Annotated in this window: 27 protein-coding genes; 12 read left to right on the top strand and 15 right to left on the bottom strand. The window is 72.2% G+C overall.

Translation table 11 applies throughout. From position 1 onward, the window contains the following. The first annotated feature begins 180 nt into the window (after window positions 1–180). A complete protein-coding gene (locus ACIG5E_RS08955; protein ID WP_396532519.1) occupies window positions 181–654 on the top strand; it encodes a hypothetical protein in 474 nt (157 codons plus the stop codon). 53 nt (window positions 655–707) lie between these two features. On the opposite strand, the gene ACIG5E_RS08950 is transcribed toward ACIG5E_RS08955, so the two are convergent. From ACIG5E_RS08950 to ACIG5E_RS08935, 4 genes are all read right to left on the bottom strand, one after another. Then, window positions 708–1,082 (bottom strand): DUF397 domain-containing protein, encoded by a 375-nt coding sequence (locus ACIG5E_RS08950; RefSeq protein WP_396532518.1) that lies wholly within the window; start codon window positions 1,080–1,082, stop codon window positions 708–710. A gap of 63 nt (window positions 1,083–1,145) precedes the next feature. Then, window positions 1,146–1,340 carry a DUF397 domain-containing protein gene (locus ACIG5E_RS08945; protein WP_396532517.1) on the bottom strand — a complete coding sequence of 65 codons (195 nt, stop codon included), beginning with the start codon at window positions 1,338–1,340 and terminating at the stop codon, window positions 1,146–1,148. A 25-nt stretch (window positions 1,341–1,365) separates the two neighbouring features. After that, the gene (locus tag ACIG5E_RS08940) at window positions 1,366–1,704 is read right to left on the bottom strand and encodes a DUF5753 domain-containing protein (RefSeq protein WP_396532516.1); all 339 of its coding nucleotides are present in this window, start codon (window positions 1,702–1,704) and stop codon (window positions 1,366–1,368) included. A 134-nt stretch (window positions 1,705–1,838) separates the two neighbouring features. Beyond that, window positions 1,839–2,831: a GlxA family transcriptional regulator gene (locus ACIG5E_RS08935; protein ID WP_396532515.1), complete on the bottom strand. Its 993-nt coding sequence runs from the start codon at window positions 2,829–2,831 to the stop codon at window positions 1,839–1,841. A gap of 52 nt (window positions 2,832–2,883) precedes the next feature. Between ACIG5E_RS08935 and ACIG5E_RS08930 the strand changes: the two genes are divergently transcribed. Together ACIG5E_RS08930 and ACIG5E_RS08925 are read left to right on the top strand one after the other, a co-directional pair. After that, window positions 2,884–3,279: a cupin domain-containing protein gene (locus ACIG5E_RS08930; protein ID WP_396532514.1), complete on the top strand. Its 396-nt coding sequence runs from the start codon at window positions 2,884–2,886 to the stop codon at window positions 3,277–3,279. 178 nt (window positions 3,280–3,457) lie between these two features. Continuing rightward, complete coding sequence (locus ACIG5E_RS08925) at window positions 3,458–4,681, top strand: serine hydrolase domain-containing protein (protein WP_396532513.1); 1,224 nt, start codon at window positions 3,458–3,460, stop codon at window positions 4,679–4,681. 138 nt (window positions 4,682–4,819) lie between these two features. Here ACIG5E_RS08925 and ACIG5E_RS08920 read toward each other — a convergent pair whose 3' ends face one another. Further along, complete coding sequence (locus ACIG5E_RS08920; RefSeq protein WP_396532512.1) at window positions 4,820–5,740, bottom strand: LLM class flavin-dependent oxidoreductase; 921 nt, start codon at window positions 5,738–5,740, stop codon at window positions 4,820–4,822. A 65-nt stretch (window positions 5,741–5,805) separates the two neighbouring features. Between ACIG5E_RS08920 and ACIG5E_RS08915 the strand changes: the two genes are divergently transcribed. Further along, window positions 5,806–6,243, top strand: a complete 438-nt coding sequence (locus tag ACIG5E_RS08915; RefSeq protein ID WP_396532510.1) for a MarR family winged helix-turn-helix transcriptional regulator — start codon at window positions 5,806–5,808, stop codon at window positions 6,241–6,243. Between the two features lie 9 nt (window positions 6,244–6,252). Here the strand turns inward: ACIG5E_RS08915 and ACIG5E_RS08910 are convergent, their stop codons facing one another. After that, a complete protein-coding gene (locus ACIG5E_RS08910; RefSeq protein ID WP_396532509.1) occupies window positions 6,253–7,173 on the bottom strand; it encodes an oxidoreductase in 921 nt (306 codons plus the stop codon). A gap of 82 nt (window positions 7,174–7,255) precedes the next feature. Between ACIG5E_RS08910 and ACIG5E_RS08905 the strand changes: the two genes are divergently transcribed. Both ACIG5E_RS08905 and ACIG5E_RS08900 read left to right on the top strand, forming a co-directional pair. Continuing rightward, window positions 7,256–7,867 (top strand): TetR family transcriptional regulator, encoded by a 612-nt coding sequence (locus ACIG5E_RS08905; RefSeq protein ID WP_396532508.1) that lies wholly within the window; start codon window positions 7,256–7,258, stop codon window positions 7,865–7,867. 211 nt (window positions 7,868–8,078) lie between these two features. After that, entirely contained in the window at window positions 8,079–9,140 is a 1,062-nt protein-coding gene (locus tag ACIG5E_RS08900) for a ferritin-like protein (RefSeq protein ID WP_396532507.1), read from the top strand. Window positions 9,141–9,203: 63 nt separating this feature from the next. Here ACIG5E_RS08900 and def read toward each other — a convergent pair whose 3' ends face one another. The 8 genes from def to ACIG5E_RS08860 form a co-directional block, all read right to left on the bottom strand. Further along, window positions 9,204–9,857: a peptide deformylase gene (gene def / locus ACIG5E_RS08895; protein ID WP_396532506.1), complete on the bottom strand. Its 654-nt coding sequence runs from the start codon at window positions 9,855–9,857 to the stop codon at window positions 9,204–9,206. A 28-nt stretch (window positions 9,858–9,885) separates the two neighbouring features. Next, entirely contained in the window at window positions 9,886–10,872 is a 987-nt protein-coding gene (locus tag ACIG5E_RS08890) for a tetratricopeptide repeat protein (RefSeq protein ID WP_396532505.1), read from the bottom strand. Between the two features lie 369 nt (window positions 10,873–11,241). Further along, the gene (locus ACIG5E_RS08885; RefSeq protein WP_396532504.1) at window positions 11,242–12,519 is read right to left on the bottom strand and encodes an HD-GYP domain-containing protein; all 1,278 of its coding nucleotides are present in this window, start codon (window positions 12,517–12,519) and stop codon (window positions 11,242–11,244) included. A gap of 77 nt (window positions 12,520–12,596) precedes the next feature. Then, entirely contained in the window at window positions 12,597–14,018 is a 1,422-nt protein-coding gene (locus ACIG5E_RS08880; RefSeq protein WP_396532503.1) for an HD-GYP domain-containing protein, read from the bottom strand. A gap of 339 nt (window positions 14,019–14,357) precedes the next feature. Then, window positions 14,358–14,807 (bottom strand): mycothiol system anti-sigma-R factor, encoded by a 450-nt coding sequence (gene rsrA, locus ACIG5E_RS08875; RefSeq protein ID WP_396532502.1) that lies wholly within the window; start codon window positions 14,805–14,807, stop codon window positions 14,358–14,360. Continuing rightward, on the bottom strand, window positions 14,804–15,454 hold the full coding sequence (locus ACIG5E_RS08870; RefSeq protein ID WP_396532530.1) for a sigma-70 family RNA polymerase sigma factor: 651 nt from the start codon (window positions 15,452–15,454) through the stop codon (window positions 14,804–14,806). Before ACIG5E_RS08870 ends, rsrA begins: the two co-directional genes overlap by 4 nt. Window positions 15,455–15,840: 386 nt before the next feature. Next, entirely contained in the window at window positions 15,841–16,479 is a 639-nt protein-coding gene (locus ACIG5E_RS08865) for an alpha/beta family hydrolase (RefSeq protein ID WP_396532501.1), read from the bottom strand. 21 nt (window positions 16,480–16,500) lie between these two features. Continuing rightward, window positions 16,501–17,253, bottom strand: coding sequence for an SOS response-associated peptidase (locus ACIG5E_RS08860; protein ID WP_396532499.1), 753 nt, complete (start codon window positions 17,251–17,253; stop codon window positions 16,501–16,503). A 138-nt stretch (window positions 17,254–17,391) separates the two neighbouring features. Between ACIG5E_RS08860 and ACIG5E_RS08855 the strand changes: the two genes are divergently transcribed. From ACIG5E_RS08855 to hisN, 5 genes are all read left to right on the top strand, one after another. Then, window positions 17,392–18,114: a M50 family metallopeptidase gene (locus ACIG5E_RS08855; protein ID WP_396532497.1), complete on the top strand. Its 723-nt coding sequence runs from the start codon at window positions 17,392–17,394 to the stop codon at window positions 18,112–18,114. Between the two features lie 55 nt (window positions 18,115–18,169). After that, window positions 18,170–19,519 carry a 3-phosphoshikimate 1-carboxyvinyltransferase gene (gene aroA / locus ACIG5E_RS08850; protein WP_396532496.1) on the top strand — a complete coding sequence of 450 codons (1,350 nt, stop codon included), beginning with the start codon at window positions 18,170–18,172 and terminating at the stop codon, window positions 19,517–19,519. A 15-nt stretch (window positions 19,520–19,534) separates the two neighbouring features. Next, entirely contained in the window at window positions 19,535–20,590 is a 1,056-nt protein-coding gene (rsgA, locus tag ACIG5E_RS08845) for a ribosome small subunit-dependent GTPase A (RefSeq protein WP_396532494.1), read from the top strand. Window positions 20,591–20,710: 120 nt separating this feature from the next. Beyond that, window positions 20,711–21,034, top strand: a complete 324-nt coding sequence (locus tag ACIG5E_RS08840) for a DMT family transporter (RefSeq protein WP_396532492.1) — start codon at window positions 20,711–20,713, stop codon at window positions 21,032–21,034. A gap of 90 nt (window positions 21,035–21,124) precedes the next feature. Continuing rightward, window positions 21,125–21,922: a histidinol-phosphatase gene (hisN, locus tag ACIG5E_RS08835; protein WP_396532490.1), complete on the top strand. Its 798-nt coding sequence runs from the start codon at window positions 21,125–21,127 to the stop codon at window positions 21,920–21,922. Window positions 21,923–22,012: 90 nt separating this feature from the next. Here hisN and ACIG5E_RS08830 read toward each other — a convergent pair whose 3' ends face one another. Beyond that, entirely contained in the window at window positions 22,013–23,488 is a 1,476-nt protein-coding gene (locus ACIG5E_RS08830; protein ID WP_396532489.1) for a catalase, read from the bottom strand. Between the two features lie 105 nt (window positions 23,489–23,593). On the opposite strand from ACIG5E_RS08830, the gene ACIG5E_RS08825 reads away from it, so the two are divergent. Continuing rightward, window positions 23,594–24,007: a Fur family transcriptional regulator gene (locus ACIG5E_RS08825; RefSeq protein WP_396532488.1), complete on the top strand. Its 414-nt coding sequence runs from the start codon at window positions 23,594–23,596 to the stop codon at window positions 24,005–24,007. The last annotated feature ends 20 nt before the right edge of the window (window positions 24,008–24,027 follow it).

Below are 24,027 nucleotides of genomic sequence, written 5' to 3'. Positions count from 1 at the left end.
CTCGACATCTCGAAGCGTGAAGAACGGCCGCGTCACGTGCTGCCGAATCCCGGAGATCTCAGCAGGTCGAGTGACCGCCGAGGTTAAACGGCAAGCTAAGTCGATATCGTTCAGCGAACAGCGGAGCTGCCGTCATGGCGGCTCCGCTGTTTGGTACCGGTGGTCAGGAGTAGCCCAGGCATGCCCACGCTCCAACAACGTGTGATCGACGGTCCCTTCGGGCCGATACGGATCAGTCACGACCGCTGGCCGTCCGTCGTGGCGCGGGTGCACGGGACGGGGATGCCCACCGTCACGGTGGTGCCCGACCGCGACCACGGCGCGATGAACATCAACGGCCACCGCGTGCCGACCACTCGGAAGTCACGCACCCGCACTGCCGTTCTGGGCGACCGAAGTTACGAACTGAGGTCGACCAGCCTGCGTCGGGCGGAGCTGCGGCGCAACGGGGTGCTCATCGCCCACGCCCGCGGCACGTACCGGTCGTACGCCCCCGGCCGCGCCATCCCCGGCCTGGACGCCAAGATGACGTGGTCCCAGGGCATCGACCCCACCGATGTCGCTGTCGGCCAGGCCATGGTCCTCGCCTTCGGCGCCGGCGCCCCGGGCGCGTTCCTGCGGACTCTCCTCTTCTGGGTCGACAACTTCAGCTGAGAGGACAGTGGCGCCCCGTCCGGCCACAGCCCGCGCAGGGCACCACTGTGAGGTCAATCGGTCGGAAACTCCCCGGACTTGACCCCCGCGAGGAAGGAAGCCCAGGCGTCAGCCGGGAAGAGCAGAGCCGGCCCACCCGGATCCTTCGAGTCACGAACCGGCACAAGGCCGATCACACCATCGGCCACCTCAACACATTCACTCTGCGCACCGGAGAACGAGGACTTGCGCCAGTTGAGCCCAGGGCCAAAGACCGGCATGAGATCGGCGACCTCCACACAGTTGCTCTGCGCGCCCGAGTAGGACGACTTGCGCCAGTTGCTCCCAACTGGCACCAACACGAGATCAGCTACCTCGATGCAATCGCCACCCTGCCCGCTGTAGCTGCTCTTGCGCCACAGGACATTCCCCAGATCCGCTGCGAGCATCTGTCACATCTCCGCTGCTCAGTGGTGCAACTCCCGCACCAAAGCGACCACGTCGAAACGTGCCTACCCGGCCTGGCACTCCCCAGCCTTCACCGCACGGACAAAGGCAGTCCAAGCGTCCACGGTGAACGACAGCACCGGCCCGGCGGGGTCCTTCGAGTCACGGACAGCCATTGCCCCCAGCCTGGTCTGAGTCTCAACACAGTTCCCGCCCTGCCCGCTGTATGTGCTCTTGTGCCACTCGGTGTTTCCGGTCACGACTCACCCATCCCTTGCCCGGAGTTCAGAACTCCTGCCGTACCCGAGCGATCATGTCGAGACTGTCAGCCGGACTCAAGGCGATTGAGCGGAGGGAGTCGAAGATCAACGTGTACTCATCGATCTCGGCTGGCGTCTCTATGTAGAGCGTCCCGGTCCGGTGCTCCACGCAGACGACATCGGAGTAGTCCGGCGACGGGAAACCGAACATCACGAACGATCCCATCAGACCGGCATGAGCACCGGCACGATCCGGCAGGACCTGGAGCTCCACATAGGGATGCTCGGCCATCTCGACCAGCTTGTCGAGCTGTCCAGCCATCGTCTTCGCCCCGCCCACCCGATCACCATCACCACCCACCACGGCCCCTGAACTCCCCCGTCCCGGCCAGGCGTTCGCGCCTGGCCGGGAGGACCGCTCCGCTTCCCGTTCCGGGCCTGCCGAGTGCACTTCACACCGACGCGGGACGGTTCACCGGCGCGGAGCCCTTTCGGCCGTCACTTGGCCTCGGGCCCGAACCGACGCCTGTACGCCGACGGCGTGATGCCGGTCTCGCGGCGCATCAGCGTACGCAGGTTGGCGGCGGTGCCGATCCCGCTCCGCCGTGCGACGACCTCGAAGCGACTCTCGCCCCGTTCGATCAGCCGGCATGCCAGCGCGAGCCGTTCCCCCGTGAGCCACATCAACGGGGTCGTTCCCAGCTGTGCCCGAAATCGGCGGTGCAGCGTCGCGGAGCTGACCGCCGCCCGCCGCGCGAGGTCCGACACCGTGAGGGGCGAGCCCAGCCGTTCCTGCGCCCAGGCCAGAACGGGTGCCAGGGATTCGTCCGGCTGGTCGGGTACGGGCCGCTCCACGAACTGTCGCTGTCCGCCGTCCCGGTGCGCCGCGAAGACCAGTCGCCGACTCACGGAGTTGGCGACTTCCGCACCGTGGTCGCGGCGGACCACATGCAGTCCGAGATCGAGTGCGGCCGCGCTTCCGGCAGCGGTGAGGATGTCACCGTCGTCCACGAACAGCACATCTGATTCGAGGTGGACGGAAGGGAAGCGGGCCCGGAAGGCCTCCGCCCACTGCCAGTGCGTGGCGACGCGGCGTCCGTCGAGAACGCCGGCCTCGGCCAGGGTGAATGCCCCGGTGCAGAAGCTGATCAACCGTGCGCCGCGCGCGTGCGCGCGGCGCACGGCATCCAGCACCGAGTGGCGGCCGGGCACCTCCACGTCGGGGCGGTTGGGGACGATCAAGGTGTCGGCGGCATCGGCCGCCTCCAGATCTGTGACACCGGTGAGCGTGAAGAAGCCGTCCCGCATCCGGGTCCGGGGCTCGGGGGAACAGAGCCTGAAGTCGTAGAGATCGCGACCGATCTCCGGCCTGCGCAGACCGAAGACCTCGGCCGCGCAGCCGAGCTCGAAGGGGTTCGAGTTCTCGTCCACGATCACGACCACGCGGTGCACGCCCGGCGCGTGGGTTTGATGCGAGGATTCTTTCGCCATGTGCAATTCCTAGCACTCACACCGAGCAGGCGGACCGGCACAGGATGAGCTCATGAGCAACCAGCCCATCCCCCTCAGGGAGGCCCTGGCCTCCTTCGATGCGCTGTGGAGTCCCCGCATCGTCACACGCGTCAACGACTACGACGTCCGTATCGCCAAAGTCGAAGGCGAACACATCTGGCACGCCCATGACGACACCGACGAGTTCTTCCTGGTGCTCGACGGAGAGCTGCACATTTCCTTGCGTGAGCCCGATGGTGAGCGCACGGTCGTGCTGTCACAAGGCACGGTCTTCACCGTCCCGCGAGGCACGGAGCACAAGCCGTTCGCCCCGTCCGGCGCTTCGATCCTCATGTTCGAGCCGACCGGCACTCCGACCGTGGGCGACCGCCACGACGAGATCCCCGACCACGTGGACGCAACGACCGGGCACCCTCTACATCGGTGACATGACCGACCGGACCGCCCACCCGATCACCATCACCACCTCCCCTGAACTCCCCCGTCGGGGGCGCCTCAGGGGCGGATCGGGGTTGATCCCCGATACCGAACCGGCCTGCCACCGATCAGGATCAGTCACGTCGCTGAGGCCCACTCAGCCGAGCTGATCCCACGGGGTGCCCCACATGAAGCCGTTCGTCCGCCGTGCCGCCGCCCTCGGTCTGGCCTGCTCCGCCCTCGTCGGCATCACCGCCGCCTCGGGTGCGCAGGCCTTCGCCGCGAGCGGCACGGATTCCACCGCCGCGACGGCCTTCCCGCCACTGGACCCCGCCGCGCTCCAGGCCGCCATCGAGACCCGCCCCTCCGACAACGCCTCCGGCGCGGTCGCCCTGGTCGCCGAGCCGGGCCAGGTGTGGAAGGGCTCCACCGTGGACAGCCAGACCGGCCGGAAGATCCCGGAGAACGCCCACTTCCACGCCGGCAGCATCTCCAAGGTCTTCGAGACCACCGTCATCCTGCAGCTCGCGGCCGAGCGGCGGATCGACCTCGACCGGACCGTCCAGGACTACATGCCGGGGCTGCTCCCGGACACCTTCCAGCCGATCACCGTCCGCCAGCTCGTCAACTACACCAGTGGCCTGCCGAACGTGGACGAGGGCAAGCCCCCGGCGAGCGCCGACGAGACGATCGCCGACCGCTACGACTACCGCACCTTCGACCAGATCATCCAGCAGACCCTGCGCCCCGACGACGGCCGCCCGGCACCCGGCCCGCACTTCGCGCCCGGCACCAAGCAGGAGTACAACTCCCTCGGCTTCCGCATCGCGGGCAAGCTCATCGAGCAGACCACCGGCAACTCCTTCAAGGACGAGGTCACCAGGCGCATCCTCAACCCCCTGCATCTGAACCAGACCTCGGTGCCGGAGGACGACCCGGAGATGCCCCGCCCCTACCTGCACGGCTACATGACCGACGACAGCGGCCAGGCGGTCGACACCAGCGAGCAGGGCGGCGACCCGTCCAACATGATCTCCACCACGGCCGACCTCGACCACTTCCTGACCTCGCTGCTCCAAGGCCGCCTGCTGCCCGCCGCGCAGCAGAACGAGCTGTTCACCCTGCCCAAGGACAACGACGGCAAGCTCGTCCCGTTCGTCGGCGGCACCTCCTGCAACAAGGTCGCCTGCTTCGGCGCCGGCCTGATGTCCACCCCACTACCGAACGGCGCCGTGCTCTGGGGCAAGACCGGCCACGACGACGGCTACGCCAACGGCATGTTCGCCACCCGCGACCTGTCCGTCCACGCCGTGTACTCGACCTCCAACCTCGGCACCGACTTCGGCGCCCCGACCCCCCTCGCCAACCGCCTGCTGATGGCGGTCCTGGCCCCCTCCACCTCGCACAGCTGAGCCAGTCAGCCCTGAACTCCCCCGCCCCGCGCGTGGGCCGGTGCACGGGAAGTCGGTGGGGCCGACTTCCCGTGCACCACGTCGACATCCGTTCTCCCCTGAAGTCGCCAGTCCCGGCCTGGCTTTCACCCCATCCGGTCAGCGGCGCCGCAGCGGCGCGATGATCTGATCGACCAGCCACCGGGCCACGCCCACCGGGTAGGGGGCCCGCAGGCTGAGCACGATGTGGGTGAATCCGGCCGCGATCAGTTCGGCGATGGCGGCACGATCCCCGGCCGGGTCCTCGTACGAGACGACGTACTGCACGGAGCGGGTGATCGCGCGCGGGTCGCGGCCGATCGCGGCGCAGTGGGCATCGAGGACGCGGCTGCGCTCGATGAGGTGCTCGACGGTGTTGTGGGGCGGCCCGGGGATGTTCCAGATGTCGGCCTGTTCGGCGACCAGCCGCAGCAGCCGGGTGCCCCAGCCGCCGATGAGGATCGGCGGCCCCGGGTGCTGGACGGGCTTGGGCTCGTTCCGGTTGCCGGTGAGGGTCACGTACCGTCCGCCGAAGTCGAAGACGTCCTGGGTCCACATCCCGCGCAGCACGTCGACGGTCTCGGCGAGCCTGGCGATGCCCTCGCCGGGCGGCACCAGGTCCAGGCCGTAGCCCGCGTACTCGGCGGCGGCGGGGTTGTCACCGGCGATGCCGCCGGCCCCGGGGGGCTGGTGGGTGCCGCCGACGCCGAGGCCCATGACGAGGCGTCCGCCGGAGATGACGTCCACCGTGGAGGCCATCTTGCCGAGCAGCGCGGGGTGCCGCAGCCGGTTGCTGGTCACCAGCAGTCCGAGCCGCAGCCGGGTCGTGCGCGCGGCGAGGGCGCTGAGCAGGGTCCACCCCTCCAGCACCTCGCCGTCCTTGGGTCCGACGATGGGCATGAGGTGGTCCCACAGCCAGGCGTCGGAGATCTCGGGCAGGTCGTCGGCCTCCTGCCAGACGCGGAGGATGTCCGGGTAGGGGACCCGCATGGGGGTGGTCTTGATGCCGAATCGGACTTCATCCGAAGCGCGTTGACTCATATTCATCAGCATAGCCAATCATCAGCACTGCTGACTATCACTTCCCTGGCGATACCCTGACCGGCATGACGCGTGACGCAAGCCCCGACCCCTTGTCGACCCGCCTCGGCTACCTGCTCAAGCACGCCCACCTGCGGTACGCGGAGGCGTCGGCCTCGGCACTGGCGCCCCTCGGCATCGACGGCCGCGAACTGGCGGTACTCGCCGTCCTGGCGGCCGACGTCCCGCTCTCCCAGCAGGACGCGGCCGTCCGCCTGGGCGTCGACCGCACGACGATGGTCGCCCTGGTCGACGGCTTGGAAGCCAAGGCCCTCGCGGAGCGCCACCGCAGCCCGGAGGACCGCCGCCGCAACATCGTCCGGCTCACGGCGGACGGCCGGAACCTGCTCCGTCGGGCGGAAGGCGTCCGCGGGGAAGCCGAACGCCGCTTCCTCTCCGCCCTGCCCGAGGCCGACGCCGAGGCCCTGCTGCGCGCCCTGCGAACACTCATCACAGAGGCCTGACCAGCCGGGTCAGACCGCGAACCGGACGCCCGTCAGCCGCTCCGACAGCTCCCAGAGCCGCCGTCCGGTCTCCGCATCGACGGCCCTCGGGGCGAGCCGCACCACTTTCGGCGCGCCGCGCAGCTCCCCCATCCCGCCCGGGCCGATGAACTGCCCGCCCAGCACGTCCGGGTCGGTCGCGGCGAACAGCTGGGGCAGCGCCCCCTGGTCCGGGGCCTGGGCGAGCGGGATCAGGATCCGGCCAAAGAGCAGCTTCACCGGGCCGACCGAGCGGGTCTGGAGGTTCGTGGCGGCGTAGCCGGGGTGGGCGAGCAGGCTGCGGACCGGGCTGCCGGCCGCGGTGAGGCGCCGGTGGAGCTCGTGCCCGAAGACGGCGTTGGCGAGCTTCGACTGGTTGTAGCGGCCCATCGGCGAGTACCTGCGCTCGCCGGAGAGGTCGTCGAAGAAGAGGCGCCCCTGCCGGTGGTTGGCCGAGCTGACCGTGACCGCCCGGGGGTCCTTCCCACCGGCCAGCAGATCCAGCAGCAGTCCGGTGAGCGCGAAGTGGCCGAGGTGGTTGGCGGCGAACTGCAGCTCGTGGCCCTGGGCGCTGAGCGTGCGCGGCGGGGCCAGCACTCCGGCGTTGTTGACGAGGACGTCCGGGCGGACGCCGTCCGAGCGCAGCCGCTCGGCGAAGGCGCGGACGGAGTCGAGGTCGGCCAGGTCGAGGCGGCGCACCTCCAGGCGCGCCCGCGGCTGGTCGGCGGTGATCTCCGCGACCGCGCGCCGGCCCTTGGCCTCGTCGCGGACGGCGAGGATCACCTCGCCGCCGCGCCGGGCGATCGCGCGGGTGGTCGCCAGTCCGAGGCCGCTGTTCGCGCCGGTGACGAGGAACACCCGCCCGGTCTGGTCCGGAATCCGTTCAACGTTCCATGCCTGATGCTTCGTCATGCGTCACACGCTGCCGCTCATGTCACTAAGTGTCAAGTGCGACTCAGCATGCCAATGACGGCCCCGCGTGTAGCATCGCAGGGTGACCACCACCCCCGCCCCGAGCCTGGCCGAACGCAAGCGCCGGCTCGTCGCCGACGAGCTGACCAGGGCCGCCCTGGGCCTGTTCGCCGAGCACGGGTTCGACGCGGTCACGGTCGACGAGATCGCCGCCTCCACCGGCATGTCCAAGCGGACGTTCTTCCGCTACTTCGCCTCCAAGGAGGACGTCGTCGTCCGGTTCCTGGCCGAGATGGGCGACGGCATGCGCGCCGAACTCGCCGCCCGGCCCGCCGAGGAACGCCCCTCCACCGCACTGCGGAACACCGTCTGGGCCGCCATCGACGCCTGCGCCGGCCACGCCGACCAGACCCTGCGGGTGGTGCAGCTGATCCTGGGCACACCCGCCCTGCACGCCCGCTTCCTGGAGCGCCAGGCGCAGTGGCGCGAGGAGCTGGCCGCCGAACTCGCCGCCCGGCTCGGGTTGGACCTCGCGGCCGGCCTCTACCCCCGGCTCGCCGCCGGAACGGCCCTCACCGCCTTCGACGTGGTGCTCCAGCAGTGGAGCACCAGTGACGGCACGGCCGACCCCGCCGCCCTCACCGACCAGGCCTTCGCCGCCATCGCCCCCGCCCTGGACGCGCCCGCGCGCTAGCGGCCGACTCCCGCACCCCGCCCTGGACGCACCCCCGCGACAGCCGCCAACTCCCGTACCCCGCCCGACGTTCGAACCGACCGGGGCGGGCATGCCTGATCCGCGCTCCACCCGTCCGACTGAACTCCCGAGCCACACCGGCATCACACGCATAGGCACGACCCGATCCCCGCTACGGTCCGGCGCACAGCCGAACGAAAGGGGTTCACCCGTGACAACCGGAATCCTCGACTACGAGAGCGACGCGATCGTCCAGCTCATGAGCATGGCGGAGGAGGACTGGACCGAAAAGGAGCTCAAGGACGCCCTCCAGCGGGCGATCATGCTGGAGCTCTCGACCATCCCGCCCTACGCCACCGCGCTCTGGTCGATCACCGACCCGGACAACAGCAAGCCGGTCCGCCACACCATCCGCGAGATCGTCTTCGACGAGATGTCGCACTTCGGCCTGGTCTGCAACATGCTCACCACCATCGGCGGGACGGTCGTCCTCACCGACCCCGCCACCGTCCCGAAGTACCCGGGCGAGCTACCCGGTGGCGTCAACCCCGGCCTGACCGTCTACCTCAGCGGGCTGACCCGCGAGTCGGCCGCACTCTTCTCCGACATCGAGAAGCCCGAGAACCCGCTCGCCTTCGCCGCCGACGGCAACACGATCGGCGCCTTCTACCAGCGCATCGCCAATGTCTTCCCCACCTTCGCCCACCTGATCACCGGGCAGCGCCAGATCAGCTTCCCGCTCGGGTCGAGCCATGGCGCCGGCAACGACATCGTCCCGATGAACACCATCGACGACGTCCTGAAAGCCATCGACATCATCCAGACCCAGGGCGAGGGCACCACGGCCTCCCCGGACAACCCCTTCCCCGGCGCCCCGGGCGAACTCGCCCACTACTACGCGTTCAAGGAGATCGCCGTCGGCAAGGAGCTCGTCCAGAACCCGACGACGAAGAAGTACGAGTTCACCGGCCCCGACGTCCCCCTGCCGGACACCTCCCCGGTCGCCCGCGTCCCCCAGGGCGGCTGGGCCGACGACCCCGGCAACAGGCCCGACCAGACCACCGCCGGCCTGCTGAACGACTTCAACACGTCCTACAGCGACATGCTGCGCGCCCTCGAAGCGGCCTGGGGCGACGGCGGGGCCGCGTCGATCGGCGAGGCGATCGGCCACATGGGCGAACTGCGCGGCACAGCCCAGAAGTTGAACGGCATCAAGCTGCCCGCCGATCCCCGCTTCAGCTACGGCCCGGAGTGGCTGTTCGTCCAGAAATAGCCTCCGAGCAGCACGAAGGCCGGTGCGGTCCCCCCGCACCGGCCTTCAACGTGCAAGCGGCCGTTACTCGTTCGGCACGGTCGCGTACTTCGCGGTGCCCTCGGCCATCTGCTTCAGGGCATCCTTGCGGTCCCGCTTCGACAGCTTGTCGATGTAGAGGGTGCCGTACAGGTGGTCGGTCTCGTGCAGCAGGCAGCGGGCGAAGAAGCCGGTGCCCTCGACGCGGATCGGCGTGCCGTCCTTGTCGACGCCGGTCACGGCCGCGTAGTCCGGGCGCGGCAGCTCGGCGTAGGCGGTCGGGACGGACAGGCAGCCCTCGTTGCCGTCGTCGAGCACCCGGCGGCGGTCGGCCGGGTACTCCTCCAGCTGCGGGTTGATCACGTGGCCGATGTGGCGCACGCCCTCGTCGTCCGGGCAGTCGTAGACGAAGACCTTCAGGTCGACGCCGATCTGGTTGGCGGCCAGGCCCACGCCCTCGGCGGCGTACATCGACTGGAACATGTCGTCGATCAGGGCGGACAGTTCGCCGTCGAACGCGGTGACGTCCTTGACCTCGCGGTGCAGGACGGGGTTGCCGACCACGGTGATCGGGCGCGCGGTGCCCTTGCTGAGGTCGGGCTCCTCACCGATCACCTTCACGGGGGCCTCGGGCGCCGCCCCCTCCACGTCGTGCTCGTGCTCGTGGTCGTGCTGCTCCGCCATGTCTTCCGCTTCCATAGGTCCTACGCGTACCTCACCAGGGTACTCAGCACACTTCTTCGAGATCCCGGTAAGCCCGGGTTCCGGGGGCGGCCGCGACCCAGCGGTCCAGCAGCACGCGGACCAGGTGCGCCGGGGCCGCGATCCCGCACTCGCGCTCGACCAGCCAGGACATTCCGGCCGCGCCGCCCTGGCTGAGGTGGCTGAGGTGCCCGGGGTGGGCGGCGTCGCCGTCGTCGTGCGGATCGTGGTGGGCGACGACGCCGTCGTCCGAGGCCATCCGGCTCTCCGAGCAGGCGCGGCACAGCAGCCGCACCGAGGAGGTCCAGTCCTCGGCCGCGTACCCGGCCTCGGCGACCAGCCGCTCCAGGGCGTCCCGGTCACCGGCCGTGGAGGCCTGCAGCAGCACCACGTAGGTCGGCACCGGGGAGGGCGCCCACAGCTCGATCTCGTCGAAGACGGGGTAGGCGACGCCGTCGGTGACCCGCTCGCCGTGCGGGGCGCCGTCGTGCAGCACCACCTCGCCCCAGCGGCGGCCGGAGGAGGGCAGCGGGATGGACAGCACCTCGATCCGGGCCGGGTCGAGCCGGCGGCCCCACACCACCTCGGACTCGCCGTCCGGGGACAGCCGCACCGGGGTGGTGCCGAGGTCCAGGCTGACCGGGCCGTCCCCGCCGGGGCCGCCGGGCAGCTTCAGCCCGTACGCCTGCCAGGCGCGGCGGGCCAGCGGCCAGTCCTGCAGGGCGGTGGCGGTGATGCCGAGGTTCCACCAGTCGGGGGCGCCGTGCTCGCGGTCGAGCAGGGCGACGGCGCGCAGCCCGGCCGAGCGGGCCTGCTCCCAGTCGCGGCGGAACTTGTGCAGCAGGGCGAGGTTGAACCAGGAGTCGGACAGCCAGGGCTCCAGGTCGGCGGCCATCACCAGCAGGGCGCCGGCGTCCTCGTAGCGGCCGTCGCCGATCAGCGTGAAGGCCCGGTCGGTCGTCTGCCGCCAGGTGGCGGACGGCCGGTGCCGTGCCCGGTGGAAGATCCTCACGTTCGTCCCTGCCGTCGTCGTCCGCTCAAGTCCCGTACCGCCGGGCCCGTCCCGTCCTCGACGGAAGCCGGGTCCCGGTGTTCCGGGTCGGTGTTCCACGCTACGACCGCATCCAACCACGCCCGCCCCCGCCCGCGCTCCCCACCGCCGAGGTTGGGGCCCGCCCCTCCCCAGCCTGCCCGCCGCGGCGCGCCTCCTCAACCCCGGGCCCGGTGCCGCCCGACCGCGCTTCGACCCGGCTCCCCGCATCGGGCCCCGGCGAGCGCCGTCCCAGCCCCGTCTCAGGACCAGGCGCGCACCGCGTCAGCCCCGGGCGCTCACCGCCTCAGCCCAGGCCGCGCACCGCCTCAGCCCCGGGCGCGGACCACCTCAGCCCCGGGCCTGCCCGCCGACCCGGGCGAGCGCGTCCACCACCCTGGCGTCGTAGACCCGCCCGCGCCCCAGCCGCAGCACCTCCAGGGCCTCCAGGCGCCCCACCGCCTCGCCGAGGCCCCGGCCGCGGGCGGCGGTCAGCAGGTCGTCGTGGGCGTTGGCGACCCGGATGATCCGGGCCGCCAGCGGCACCGGCCCCTCGCCGCCGGCCGGCCCCGGGCAGGGGTCGGCCAGTCGGGCGACCTGCTCGGCGACCTGCCGGGGCACCCCGGTGCGGCTGATCACCTCGCTGCCGAGGCGGGCGATGCGCTGCTGCTCGGCGCAGGACAGCAGCGCGGTGGCGCCGTCCGGCACCGGCTCGACCAGGGACAGCTGGCCGACGTCGTGCATCAGCGCCGCGTACTCCAGCAGGGCGAGCTCGCGGGTGCCCAGCCCCAGCTCGCGGCCGAGCGCGCACGCCGTGTCCGCGACCCGGCGCGCGTGCCCGTGCGGGGTGTATCCGGCGACCTCGGTGGCCCGGGCCAGGCTGGCGATGGTCTGCCCGGTGGTGGCCCGCACCGCCGCGGCCCGCCGGAAGGAGATCTGGGCGAGCAGCAGCGGGGTGCAGAACAGTGGCAGCGCCCACAGCCCGACCTCGCCGGCCGCGAGGCTGACCAGCATCCCGGTGGCGACGATCGCCGAGCCGATGCCGAACAGCGAGCGCAGCTCGTCCTCCAGCCCGGCCGGGAACCGCAGCCCCTTGGCGGAGGCGCGCAGCAGCGCGGCCAGGGTCGCGTCGCAGAGCGCGGCCAGCGCGGCGACGGCGGTCAGGAACGCCCCGTAGGCCGGGCCCTCGGGCGAGAAGCGGTCGACCAGACCGCCGTTGTAGAGCGGCTGGAAGACGGCCGCGGCGAAGCCGCCCGCGAGCAGCCGGCGGGCGGCGCTGTCGCGCCGGGCCGGGTCGGCCCAGGGCGGGCGCCGGTGCGGGCGCCCCGGGCGGTGCGGCAGGGCGAGGCCCGGCAGCCAGCCCAGCAGCAGGCCCATCCCGGTGACGGCGACCACCTGGAGGGTGCCGTGCGCGGTCGGCACCCCGCGCAGCGGTCCGAGCAGGGCGTACGCCAGCGCGCCGGCCGCGCCGATGGGCGCCTGCTCGCGGTCACCCGGAAGGGTGATCCTGACGCACTCGCCGAGCGCGATCAGCCCGCTGAACGCGAGCGCGACCCGCGGTTCGGCGACCCCGCGCACCGCGACCGCGCCGAGCGCGAGCACCAGCAGCGCGGCGGCCGCCGCGTGCATCGCGCGGGCGGTGCTCCCGCGCGACGCACGGGCACGGACGGTCCGGCCGACGGCCACGGCTGCGCGCCCGGGGCGGGTCACGACTGCCCGGCCGCGGGAACGGTCCCGCCCTGGGCGGGCACCCGGCCGGGCGCGACCCGCACCGGCTCGGGCACCCCGAGCGGGATGTCCGGCACGGCCCGTACGCAGTCCTCGGAGTACACCACGGGCTGCCAGTCGTGCACGGCCAGCGCGTCGATCAGCGCCCGCACCATCACCGGGTCGAACTGGCTGCCGGAGCAGCGCTCCAGCTCGGTCACCGCCTCGGCGACGGGGCGGCCTCGCCGGTAGGAGCGGGTGGAGGTCATCGAGTCGAAGGCGTCGGCGACGGAGATGATCCGGGCGAACTCGGGGATCTGCTCGCCGGCCAGTCCGTTCGGGTAGCCGCGCCCGTCCATCCGCTCGTGGTGGTGCAGGATCCCGGCGTGCGCCTCGCCGAGGAAGTCGATCCCGCGCACCAGCTCGTACCCGTACACCGGGTGGATCTCCACGGCGCGGCGTTCGTCCTCGCTGAGGGGACCGTTTCTGCGCAGCAGCTCGGTGGCCACCCCGAGCTTGCCGACGTCGTGCAGGATCCCGGCGAAGCGCAGGGTGCGCAGCCGTTCGGGCTCCATTCCGAGCTGAGTGGCGATCAGCACCGAGGCCCGGCCGACCCGTTCGCTGTGCCCGCGGGTGTACGCGTCCTTGATCTCCACCGCCTGCACCAGCGACTGCACGGTGGCCTGGTGGGCGTCCCGCTCACGCTGGCCCTGGGCGAAGACCCAGGCCGAGATGGACAGCGGCAGCAGTGCCAGCAGCGCGGCGAACGCCCCGTACGGGCCCTGCCAGAGCACCGCGACCATCAGCCCGCCGGCCGCGTGCACCAGCACCGGCAGCCCGCACACCGCGCAGGCGCCGCGCAGCACCTCACCGGCCCGCCGGCCCTCGCTGAGCACCACCATGACGCCCACCACCAGCGCGTTGACCAGGCAGAACGCGGCGACGGCGGCGAAGCCGGGCAGCAGCGCGGCCGGGAAGCGGGAGCCGAGCAGCAGCTCCGGGCCGTGCAGCAGGTGGAAGGCGACGGAGGAGACGAAGGCGCACAGCGCGAGCTGGGAGCCGTTGAACAGCTGGCGCCCGCGGCAGCCGGGGCCGGTCGGGCCGCCGAGCAGCGCGGCCGGAACGGCGACCAGGGCGGCGGCGGACGGCGGGAGCATCAGCACCCCGGCGAACAGCACCGGGAAGAAGGCGTTCACGCCGGGGCGGGCGGGCACCCGTTCGGCGGGCGCGGGGCGGCGCAGCAGCCGGCGCAGCAGGAGCGAGCAGGGGGTCGGCAGGCCCTGGGCGAGCGACTCCCAGCAGCCGTGCAGGAAGCCCAGCAGCCCGGCCTTGGGCCAGTCCGCCGGGTGGCCGAGCCAGTGCGGCACCCCGGGCGTGACGGCCTGGGGCAGCAGCGGCAGCAGGCAGCACAGCGCCGCCACCGGAACGGCCGTCAGGTAGCGCGCCGCCCCCCGCGGCAGGGTCGCGCCTCCACTGTCGGTAGCGATCTCGACCTCCCCGCGTCCGGGCCCCGTGTTGCCTCAGCGCGCCGGGGCGACCGGCGGTGAGCGTCCGTCAGGAGGATAGGCCGCCGTCCGGGCGCGGGGACGCATGGTCGCGCAATGGCGCAGTTGGCGCACCGCCAACTCACCCGAACGAGTGAGGGCGCATGCGAGCAGAACGGGAGCGGCCCCGGGAGCACACGCTCCCGGGGCCGATGGACTCCCTGCCCGAACCGTTTCGCCCGCCCTCACCGGCGGACCGTACGGGCCACTGCCGGACTACTCCGCCGGGGCTCCGGCCTCGACCGGCGCACCGGGGCGCACGGCCGGCTCCTCTGACGCGCCGTCCTGCGCCTGGGACTGCGCCCGCTCCTGCGCCCGGTCCTTTGCCGGCCTGGGCGCCGGGCGGGCCGACTCGGCGTGCATCTCCGCCGAGGCCTCCACGGCGACCACCACCGGCTCGCCCGAGCGCTGCCCGGCCCGGATCGAGTCGATCCTGGCCAGCACCTTGCCGCGCAGGTCAGCCGGGGTGTCGTCGCAGCCGCAGGAACGCTTGATCAGCGCCTTGATCGCCTGCTCCAGCCCGTACTGCTTCAGGCACGGCGAGCACTCCTCGAAGTGCACGCGCAACTTGGCGCAGTCGCCCTCGGCCATCTCGTTGTCGAGGAATTCATAGAGGTGGTCGAGGACCTCGCCACACTCGGTTTCGTGCGGATCGCCGCAGCTCATGAGCCCGAGCCCTTCGCTTCCTGCCCTGCCCCGCTGCCGGCCGGGACCAGCCCGCGCTCACGGGCGTAATCCTCCAGCATGCCGCGGAGCTGCCGGCGGCCGCGGTGCAGCCGGGACATCACCGTACCGATGGGAGTACCCATGATGTCCGCGATCTCCTTGTACGCAAAGCCTTCTACGTCCGCGAGATAGACGGCGATCCGGAATTCCTCCGGGATGGCCTGGAGCGCGTCCTTCACATCGCTGTCGGGGAGGTGGTCGAGCGCCTGGGTCTCGGCCGAGCGCAGACCGGTCGACATGTGCGACTCGGCCCTGGCCAGCTGCCAGTCCTCGATCTCCTCCGCCGCGGTGCGCTGGGGCTCGCGCTGCTTCTTGCGGTACGAGTTGATGAACGTGTTGGTGAGGATGCGGTACAGCCAGGCCTTGAGGTTCGTGCCCTCACGGAACTGGTGGAAGGACGCGTACGCCTTGGCGAACGCCTCCTGGAGCAGGTCCTCCGCGTCCGCGGGGTTGCGCGTCATGCGCAGCGCCGCGGAGTACATCGGATCGAGGTACCCCAGGGCGTCGCGCTCGAAGCGCTCCCGCCGGGCCCCCTCGGACTCCTCCGCCGACACCCGGAAGGTGTCCTCACCGATCGCCTCGGCCAGCTCCTCACCGGTGAGCGCCTCGCCCGCAGGCAGGGCCTCGTCCGGGCCACGGCCCGGATCGGCCTCGTGCTCGGTCCCGACGACCGGACCCACCTCCTCGGCATGACGGGCACGGCCCACGGCGGGCCGCCCAGAAATGGAGGATATCGGGCTGACGGGCTTCTCGCCCGCGTCAAGCCACTCCGACCAGGAAGGGGCGAACGCCGCGGTGGCCTCGCGCTCCTCAGGCCGTTCGGGGCACGCGATCGAACCCATCTGCCCTGCCTCTCACCGGTGTCTCGTGCTGACGGAGACGACAACCACCCCGACCGCGCCCGCATTCCCGCCCCGGCGCACCATTCACTCGCACGAGTGAGCGAGCGGAAACGCCCTGCTCACAGCAGGGATCAGACCAACCCCAGCACCCAGTCCCCCACCGCCGAGCAGATCAGCCCCAGCACCTCGTCCTGCCCCACCGTCGCCCGCTTGGGCACCTCGAAACCGTGGTTCCCGTACGGCAGCGCCACCAGCTCGTGCCCCTCCGGCAGCTCCGGGAACTCCCCCGGCCCGCCGAACGGATCCGCCGCGCCCTGCACCACCAGCGTCGGCAGCCCCGACTCCAGCAGCTCCTCCGCCCGGCTCCGCTCCGGCTTGCCCGGCGGGTGCAGCGGGAACGCCAGCGCCACCACCCCCACCGCGCCGCTCGCCGCGCCCGTCCGGCAGGCCACCCGCGCCCCGGCGCTGCGCCCGCCGACCACCAGCGCCAGCCCCTGCCCGGCCAGCCGCTCCGCGACCGGCCGCCAGCCGAGGTCCAGGGTCTTCGGCGCCGGGCCCAGCCTCTTGCCCGCCACCCGCCACGGCTGCTCGACCAGCGCCACGGTGATCCCGCGCGCCGGCAGCCGCTCGGCCAGCGCCACCAGGTCCCGCGCCCCGATCCCGCCGCCCGCGCCGTGCCCCAGCGCCAGCACCGCCTTCGCGGCGGCCGCCCGGTGATACGTGATCCGGGCGTCCCCGGCCTCCGTGGCGACGAGTTCGGAGGTGGTCATCTCAGCGGCTCCCAACGACGTTCAGAACAGAGTGGTCTCGTACTCGACCTCGGCCCACGGCTCCTTGAGCTCCGGGCCGTTGTTGCGGATGTTGCCGACCGCCGGCGACACCGGCGTGGCCAGCAGCGCCCCCGGCGGCGGGGGTATCAGCAGCCGGCGCAGCTCGTCCGGGTCGTCCAGCCCCGGGTCCAGCCACCCGCCCCAGGAGTCCGGGTCGAGGAACAGCGGCATCCGCTCGTGGATCGGCGCCAGCGCCTCCTCGGCGTCCGTGGTGACGATCGTGAAGGTCACCAGCCAGGCCCGCGGGTGCCCCGGCGGCACCGCCCGGTCACGCCAGAACTCGTACAGCCCGGCCAGCGCCAGCGGGCCGCCGTCCGCCCGGGAGACGAAGAACGGCTTCTTGCGCGCCTTCCCCCGCTCGCCCGGCACCGTCTGCCACTCGTAGTAGCCGTCCACCGGCAGGATGCACCGGCGCGAGGAGAAGGCCTGCCGGTAGGCGGGCTTCTCGTGCACCGTGTCCGACCGCGCGTTGATCATCTTCACCGCCGTCTCGGCGGAGTTCGACCACTGCGGCACCAGCCCCCAACGCAGCGCCCGCAGCTGCCGCACCGGCCGCGGCGACCCCTTCGACAGCCGCTCCAGCACCACGAACGCGCTGTTGGTCGGCGCCACGTTCCAGTTCGGGTCCAGCGACTCCTCCGGGTCCCAGAACTCCACGTCGAACAGCTCGACGAGGTCCTCGGGCTTGCTGCTGGCTGCGAAGCGACCGCACATGCGGGCCAGCTTGCCATGCCGCCCGCCCTCACCACTTCCTCATCCACGGACCAGAACCGCCCGCTCCCGCCCAGCCGTCCCCGCATGGGAGGCTGCCCCGAACGGCCCAACGCAGCGAACGGAGGCGCAGACCCCCCGATGAACCCGAACAACCAGAACCTCGGCGAACTGTGGGACCGGGTCACCGGCACCCAGACCGCCCCGCCCGGCTGGCTCGTCCTCGCCACCGGCTGCGCCGCCCTGCTCACCGTCCTGGCCCGGCCCCTGTGGCACGTCGCCCGCAACGCCGTCACCATCGCCCACGAGGGCGGCCACGGCCTCGCCGCGCTCGCCACCGGCCGCAAGCTCGCCGGCATCCGGCTGCACTCCGACACCTCCGGCCTCACCCTCTCCTACGGCCGCCCCACCGGCCCCGGCATGGTCCTCACCGCCGCCGCCGGCTACACCGCCCCCGCCCTGCTCGGCCTCGGCTGCGCCGCCCTGCTCGCCGCCGACCGGATCACCCTGCTGCTGTGGCTGGCCGTCGCCCTGCTGCTGGCCCTGCTCATCCGCATCCGCAACGCCTTCGGCCTGTTCACCGTCCTGATCGCCGGCGGCGCCTTCTTCCTGGTCTCCTGGTTCGGCAGCGCCCAGGTCCAGGCCGGCTTCGCCTACCTCGGCTGCTGGTTCCTGCTGTTCGGGGCGGTGCGCCCGGTCCTGGAACTCCAGCACCAGCGCCGCATCGGCTGGGCCCGCGACTCCGACGCCGACCAGCTCGCCCGGCTCACCCACGTCCCCGCCCTGGCCTGGGTCACCGTCTTCCTGCTGATCGCCCTCGCCTGCCTCGCCCTCGGCGCCAGCTGGATGCTCCGCCCCCTGTGAGGACCCCGCCGTCCAACATCCGGACCGTTCCGGTACGGCGCCTAGACTGGCCCCCATGACCGAGACCCCGTGGCCCGCCCCCGTCGCCACCGCCCCCGTCGACGCCACCGTCACCATCCCCGGCTCCAAGTCGGTCACCAACCGGGCCCTGGTGCTGGCGGCACTCGCCGACGGGCCCGGCTGGGTGCGCCGGCCGCTGCGCAGCCGCGACTCCCAGCTGATGGCCGACGGCCTGCGCGCCCTCGGGGTCACCATCGAGGAGAAGGTCAACAACGACTCCGGCGGCACCGGCGGCGGCGAGGCCTGGCGGGTCATCCCCGCCCCCGTGCTGCGCGGCCCCGCCAACGTCGACGTCGGCAACGCCGGCACCGTGATGCGCTTCCTGCCGCCGCTCGCCGCCCTCGCCGACGGCCCGGTCCACTTCGACGGCGACCCGCGCAGCCACGAGCGCCCCCAGCACGGTGTGATCAACGCCCTGCGCGCGCTCGGCGCCCGGATCGAGGACGGCGGCCGCGGCAGCTTCCCTCTCACCGTCCACGGCACCGGCGGCCTCGACGGCGGCCCGGTCGAACTGGACGCCTCCTCCTCGTCCCAGTTCGTCTCCGCCCTGCTGCTCTCCGGCGCCCGCTACAACCACGGCGTCGAGGTCCGACACGTCGGCGGCCCCGTCCCGTCGCTGCCGCACATCCGGATGACCGTCGAGATGCTGCGCCTGGCCGGCGCCCAGGTCGACGCCCCCGAGGACGGCGGTGAGAAGGACGTCTGGCGGGTCACCCCCGGCGCCCTGCTCGGCCGCGACCTGGTGGTCGAGCCCGACCTGTCCAACGCCGCCCCGTTCTTCGCCGCCGCCCTGGTCACCGGCGGCCGGGTGACCGTACGCGACTGGCCCAAGCACACCACCCAGCCCGGCGACCAGCTGCGCGACCTCTACACCCGGATGGGCGGCGCCTGCGAGTTCACCGACGAGGGCCTGCAGTTCACCGGCACCGGCCGGATCCACGGCATCGAGGCCGACCTGCACGACGTCGGCGAGCTCACCCCGGTGATCGCCGCCGTCGCCGCCCTCGCCGACTCCGAGTCCCACCTGTACGGCATCGCCCACCTGCGCCTGCACGAGACCGACCGGCTCGCCGCCCTCGCCAAGGAGATCAACGACCTCGGCGGCGACGTCAGCGAGACCGAGGACGGCCTGCGGATCCGCCCGCGCCCCCTGCACGGCGGCGTCTTCCACACCTACGAGGACCACCGCCTGGCCACCGCCGCCGCGGTGCTCGGCCTCGCCGTGCCCGGCGTCGGAGTGGAGAACGTGGCCACCACCGCCAAGACCCTGCCCGACTTCCCGAAGATGTGGGCGGAACTGCTCGGCGAAGGCGACGGCGACGGCGGAGCGGCGACGGACGCCTGAGCGGAGACTGAAACCATGCGCCGCTACGGCAAGGACGCCGACGAGGACGACATCCGCAACCGCCCCGCCCGCCGGGGCTCCCGGCCGCGGACCCGGATCCGGCCCAAGCACGAGGACGCCGCCGGGGCGATGGTGCTGACCGTCGACCGCGGCCGGATCACCTGCCTGGTCGACCCGGGGACCAAGCAGGAGCGCCAGGTCGTCGCCATGAAGGCCCGCGAACTGGGCCGCAAGGGCGTCGTCGTCGGCGACGTGGTCAACCTGGTCGGCGACCTCTCCGGGGACGCCGACACCCTCGCCCGGATCGTCCGGGTCGAGGAGCGCAGCTCCGTGCTGCGCCGCACCGCCGACGACGACGACCCGTACGAGCGGATCGTCGTCGCCAACGCCGACCAGCTGGCCATCGTCACCGCGCTGGCCGACCCGGAACCCCGCCCCCGGCTGATCGACCGCTGCCTGGTCGCCGCCTACGACGCGGGCATGGAACCGCTGCTGGTGCTCACCAAGTCCGACCTCGCCCCGGCCGAACCGCTGCTGGAGTCGTACGCCCCGCTCGGCATCGACTACGTCGTCACCCGCCGGGACGAACTGGAGACCACCGGCGCCGAGGCCGTGCGCGAACACCTGCGCGGACTGTCCACGGTGTTCATCGGCCACTCCGGCGTCGGCAAGACCACCCTGGTCAACGCCCTCGTCCCGGACCGCCGGCGGCAGACCGGCCACGTCAACGCCGTCACCGGCCGCGGCCGGCACACCACCGTCTCCGCCCTCGCCCTGCGACTGCCCCCGCCGCCCGGCGCCAAGCCAGGCTCCCGGAAAGCGCTCGACACCGGCTGGGTGATCGACACGCCCGGCTTCCGCTCCTTCGGCCTCTCCCACATCGACCCGTCCCGGGTCATCCACGCCTTCCCCGACCTGGAGCCCGGCACCGTCGACTGCCCGCGCGCGTGCAGCCACGACGAGCCGGACTGCGCCCTGGACGCCTGGGTCGCCGACGGCCACGCCGAGGCCGCCCGGCTCTACTCACTGCGCCGCCTGCTGTCCAGCAAGGAGGCCCGCGAGGGCGACTGACGGCTTTGCCGCCCCTTGGGGTTGGTGGCCCGTCCGAGGTGTCGGACCGGCCCGGCCTGGCGATCATAGGAAAGTCGGGCCGGGCACGGCCCGACCATCGATCGACAGGGAGGGCACGCGATGGCATGGGCCCTGGTGGTCCTGGCCGGCCTGCTGGAGACCGGCTTCGCGATCAACCTCAAGCTCAGCGAGGGCTTCACCAAGCTCTGGCCCACCATCAGCTTCTGCGCGTTCGCGCTCGGCAGCTTCGGGCTGCTCACCCTCTCGCTGAAGAGCCTGCCGGTCGGCCCCGCCTACGCGGTGTGGACCGGCATCGGCGCGGCCGGCACCGCCATCTACGGCATGGTCTTCCTGGACGAGACCACCTCGGTGCTCAAGCTGGTCTCCATCTCCCTGGTGATCGCCGGCGTGATCGGCCTCCAGCTCAGCGGCACGGCCCACTGACCCCCACCCGCCCGCCGACGCGCCGGGCGGCTCCCCGACCCGCCGCTCACCCACCGAGACGGGCCAGTGCACTGAGCTAGGGTTTCCGGCATGGCCGACTACCACGACGATCTCCGACTCGCCCACGTCCTCGCCGACTCGGCCGACTCGGTCACCCTGGAGCGCTTCCGCGCCCTCGACCTGAAGATCGAGACCAAGCCGGACCTGACCCCGGTCAGCGACGCCGACAAGGCCGCCGAGGAGCTGGTGCGCAGCGTGCTCCAGCGCGCCCGCCCGCGCGACGCCGTCCTCGGCGAGGAGTTCGGCCTGCAGGGCTCGGGCCCGCGCCGCTGGGTGATCGACCCGATCGACGGCACCAAGAACTACATCCGCGGCGTCCCGGTCTGGGCCACCCTGATCGCCCTGCTGGAGGACGGCCCGGACGGCGTCGAGCGCCCGGTGGTCGGCATCGTCTCCGCCCCGGCGCTGCAGCGCCGCTGGTGGGCGGCCAAGGGCCTGGGCGCCTACGCGGGCCGCAGCCTCGCCAAGGCCTCCCGGATCCACGTCTCCGGCGTCTCCCGGATCGAGGACGCCTCCTTCTCGTACTCCTCCCTCACCGGCTGGGAGGACCGCGGCCGCCTCGACCCGTTCCTGGACCTCACCCGCGCCTGCTGGCGCACCCGCGCCTACGGCGACTTCTGGTCCTACATGATGGTCGCCGAGGGCGCCGTGGACATCGCCGCCGAGCCCGAGCTGTCGCTGTGGGACATGGCCGCGCCCTGCGTCGTCGTCGAGGAGGCCGGGGGCCGCTTCACCGGACTGGACGGCATCTCCGGCCCCGGCGGCGCCGACGCGGTGGCCAGCAACGGCCTGCTGCACGAGGAGACCCTGCGGCGCCTGTCCGTCTGAACGTCCGGGCGTCTCGTGGCCTGACGGAATGGTTGCGGGCCCTGTGACCAGTGGGAGCTGGTCACAGGGCCCGCCGCTTTCCCGGCCCGGTTACCGCTTGCGCAGCTCCCGGACGGCCGCCTCCAGCCGCTGCCCGTAGTCGGCGTCGGCCTTGCGGAAGTTGTCGATCGCCCGCTCCACGATGTCCTCGCGGTCGGCCGAGACCTTGGCGATGAAGCCCGCCAGGTTGGCGATCAGGCGCTGCTTCTCCTCCTCGGAGTACAGCCGGTACAGGTTGCCCGCCTGCACGAAGTCGTCGTCCTCGGCGTGCGAGGGCGCCGCGTGGGTGCCGGTGTACCCGTCGAGCGCGGTCGCGGCCCACAGCGGGCGGCCGGTCTGCACCGGGCCGCCGAAGCTGTTCGGCTCGTAGTTCTTCTGCCGCCCGTGCCGGCCGTCGTACAGGTGGCCGTCGCGGCCGTTGGTGCGGGCCTCGGTGGCGTGCGGGCGGTTCACCGGCAGGTGGTCGGCGTTGATGCCGACCCGGTAGCGGTGGGCGTCCGCGTAGGCGAACAGGCGGCCCTGGAGCATCTTGTCCGGGGACGGGCCGATGCCGGGCACGAAGTGCGCCGGGGAGAACACCGACTGCTCGACCTCGGCGAAGACGTTGTCGGGGTTGCGGTTGAGCTCCAGCCGGCCGATCTCGATCGGCGGGTAGTCGGCGTGCGGCCAGACCTTGGTCAGGTCGAAGGGGTTGAAGCGGTAGGTGGCCGCGTCGGCCGCCGGCATGATCTGGACCTGCACCGTCCAGCTGGGGAACTCGCCGCGCTCGATCGCCTCGCGCAGGTCGCGCTGGTGGCTGTCCGGGTCCTCGCCGGCGAGCTTGTTGGCCTCGGCCTGGGTGAGGTTGCGGATGCCCTGGTCGGTCTTGAAGTGGTACTTGACCCAGAAGTGCTCGCCGGCCTCGTTCTGCCACTGGAAGGTGTGCGAGCCGTAGCCGTTCAGGTGCCGGTAGCTGGCCGGGATGCCGCGGTCGCCGAACAGCCAGGTCACCTGGTGGGTGGCCTCGGGCGACAGGCCCCAGAAGTCCCAGACGTTGTCGGCCTCCTGCGAGCCGGTGTACGGGTCGCGCTTCTGGGTGTGGATGAAGTCCGGGAACTTGATGGCGTCCTTGATGAAGAACACCGGGGTGTTGTTGCCGACGAGGTCGTAGTTGCCCTCCTCGGTGTAGAACTTCAGCGCGAAGCCGCGCGGGTCGCGCACCGCGTCGGCCGCGCCGAGGTTGCCGGCCACGGTGGAGAAGCGCAGGAAGACCTCGGTCTGCTTGCCGACCTCGGACAGGAAGGCCGCGCGGGTCCAGGCGGTCACGTCGGCGGTCACCGTGAAGGTGCCGTACGCGCCGGCGCCGCGGGCGTGCACCACGCGCTCCGGGATCCGCTCGCGGTTGAAGTGCGCGAGCTTCTCGAACAGCAGCTGGTCCTGGATCAGGGCCGGGCCGCCGACACCCGCGGTCTCGGTGTTCTGGTTGTCGGCGACCGGGGCGCCGGCCTCCGTGGTGAGGGTCGGGCGCAGCTCGTCCTGCGTGGTCATAACGGGTTGCCTCCGAGGGATCCGGTCGTGATGACACGATCCTAACTTGGACTTCGTCTAAGTCAACACTGGCACCAATCTCAGAGCGTGACTTATTCTGGTCCCATGAGTGACCTGCTGGAGAGACTGCGCGGACGCGGCTGGCGGCTGACCTCGCAGCGCCGGGTGGTGGCCGAGGTCCTCGACGGCGAGCACGTCCACCTCACCGCGGACGAGGTGCACGCCCGCGCCACCGGCCGCCTGCCCGAGATCAGCCGCGCCACCGTCTACAACACGCTCGGCGAACTCGTCGCCCTCGGCGAGGTGCTGGAGGTCGCCACCGACGGCCGCGCCAAGCGCTACGACCCCAACGCCCACCGCGCCCACCAGCACCTGATCTGCTCCGGCTGCGGCGCGATCCGCGACGTCCACCCCCACGGCGACCCGCTCGCGGCGCTGCCCGCCGCCGAACGCTTCGGCTTCGCCGTCACCACCGCCGAGGTCACCTACCGCGGCCTGTGCCCCGACTGCCGCCCCTGACGCCCCGCCACCTCTGAAGC

It is taken from the genome of Kitasatospora sp. NPDC053057, from assembly GCF_044546945.1.
Taxonomy (GTDB): domain Bacteria; phylum Actinomycetota; class Actinomycetes; order Streptomycetales; family Streptomycetaceae; genus Kitasatospora.
The sequence above is the reverse complement of the archived record's forward strand: the minus strand, read 5'-3'. Positions and strand labels throughout refer to the sequence as shown.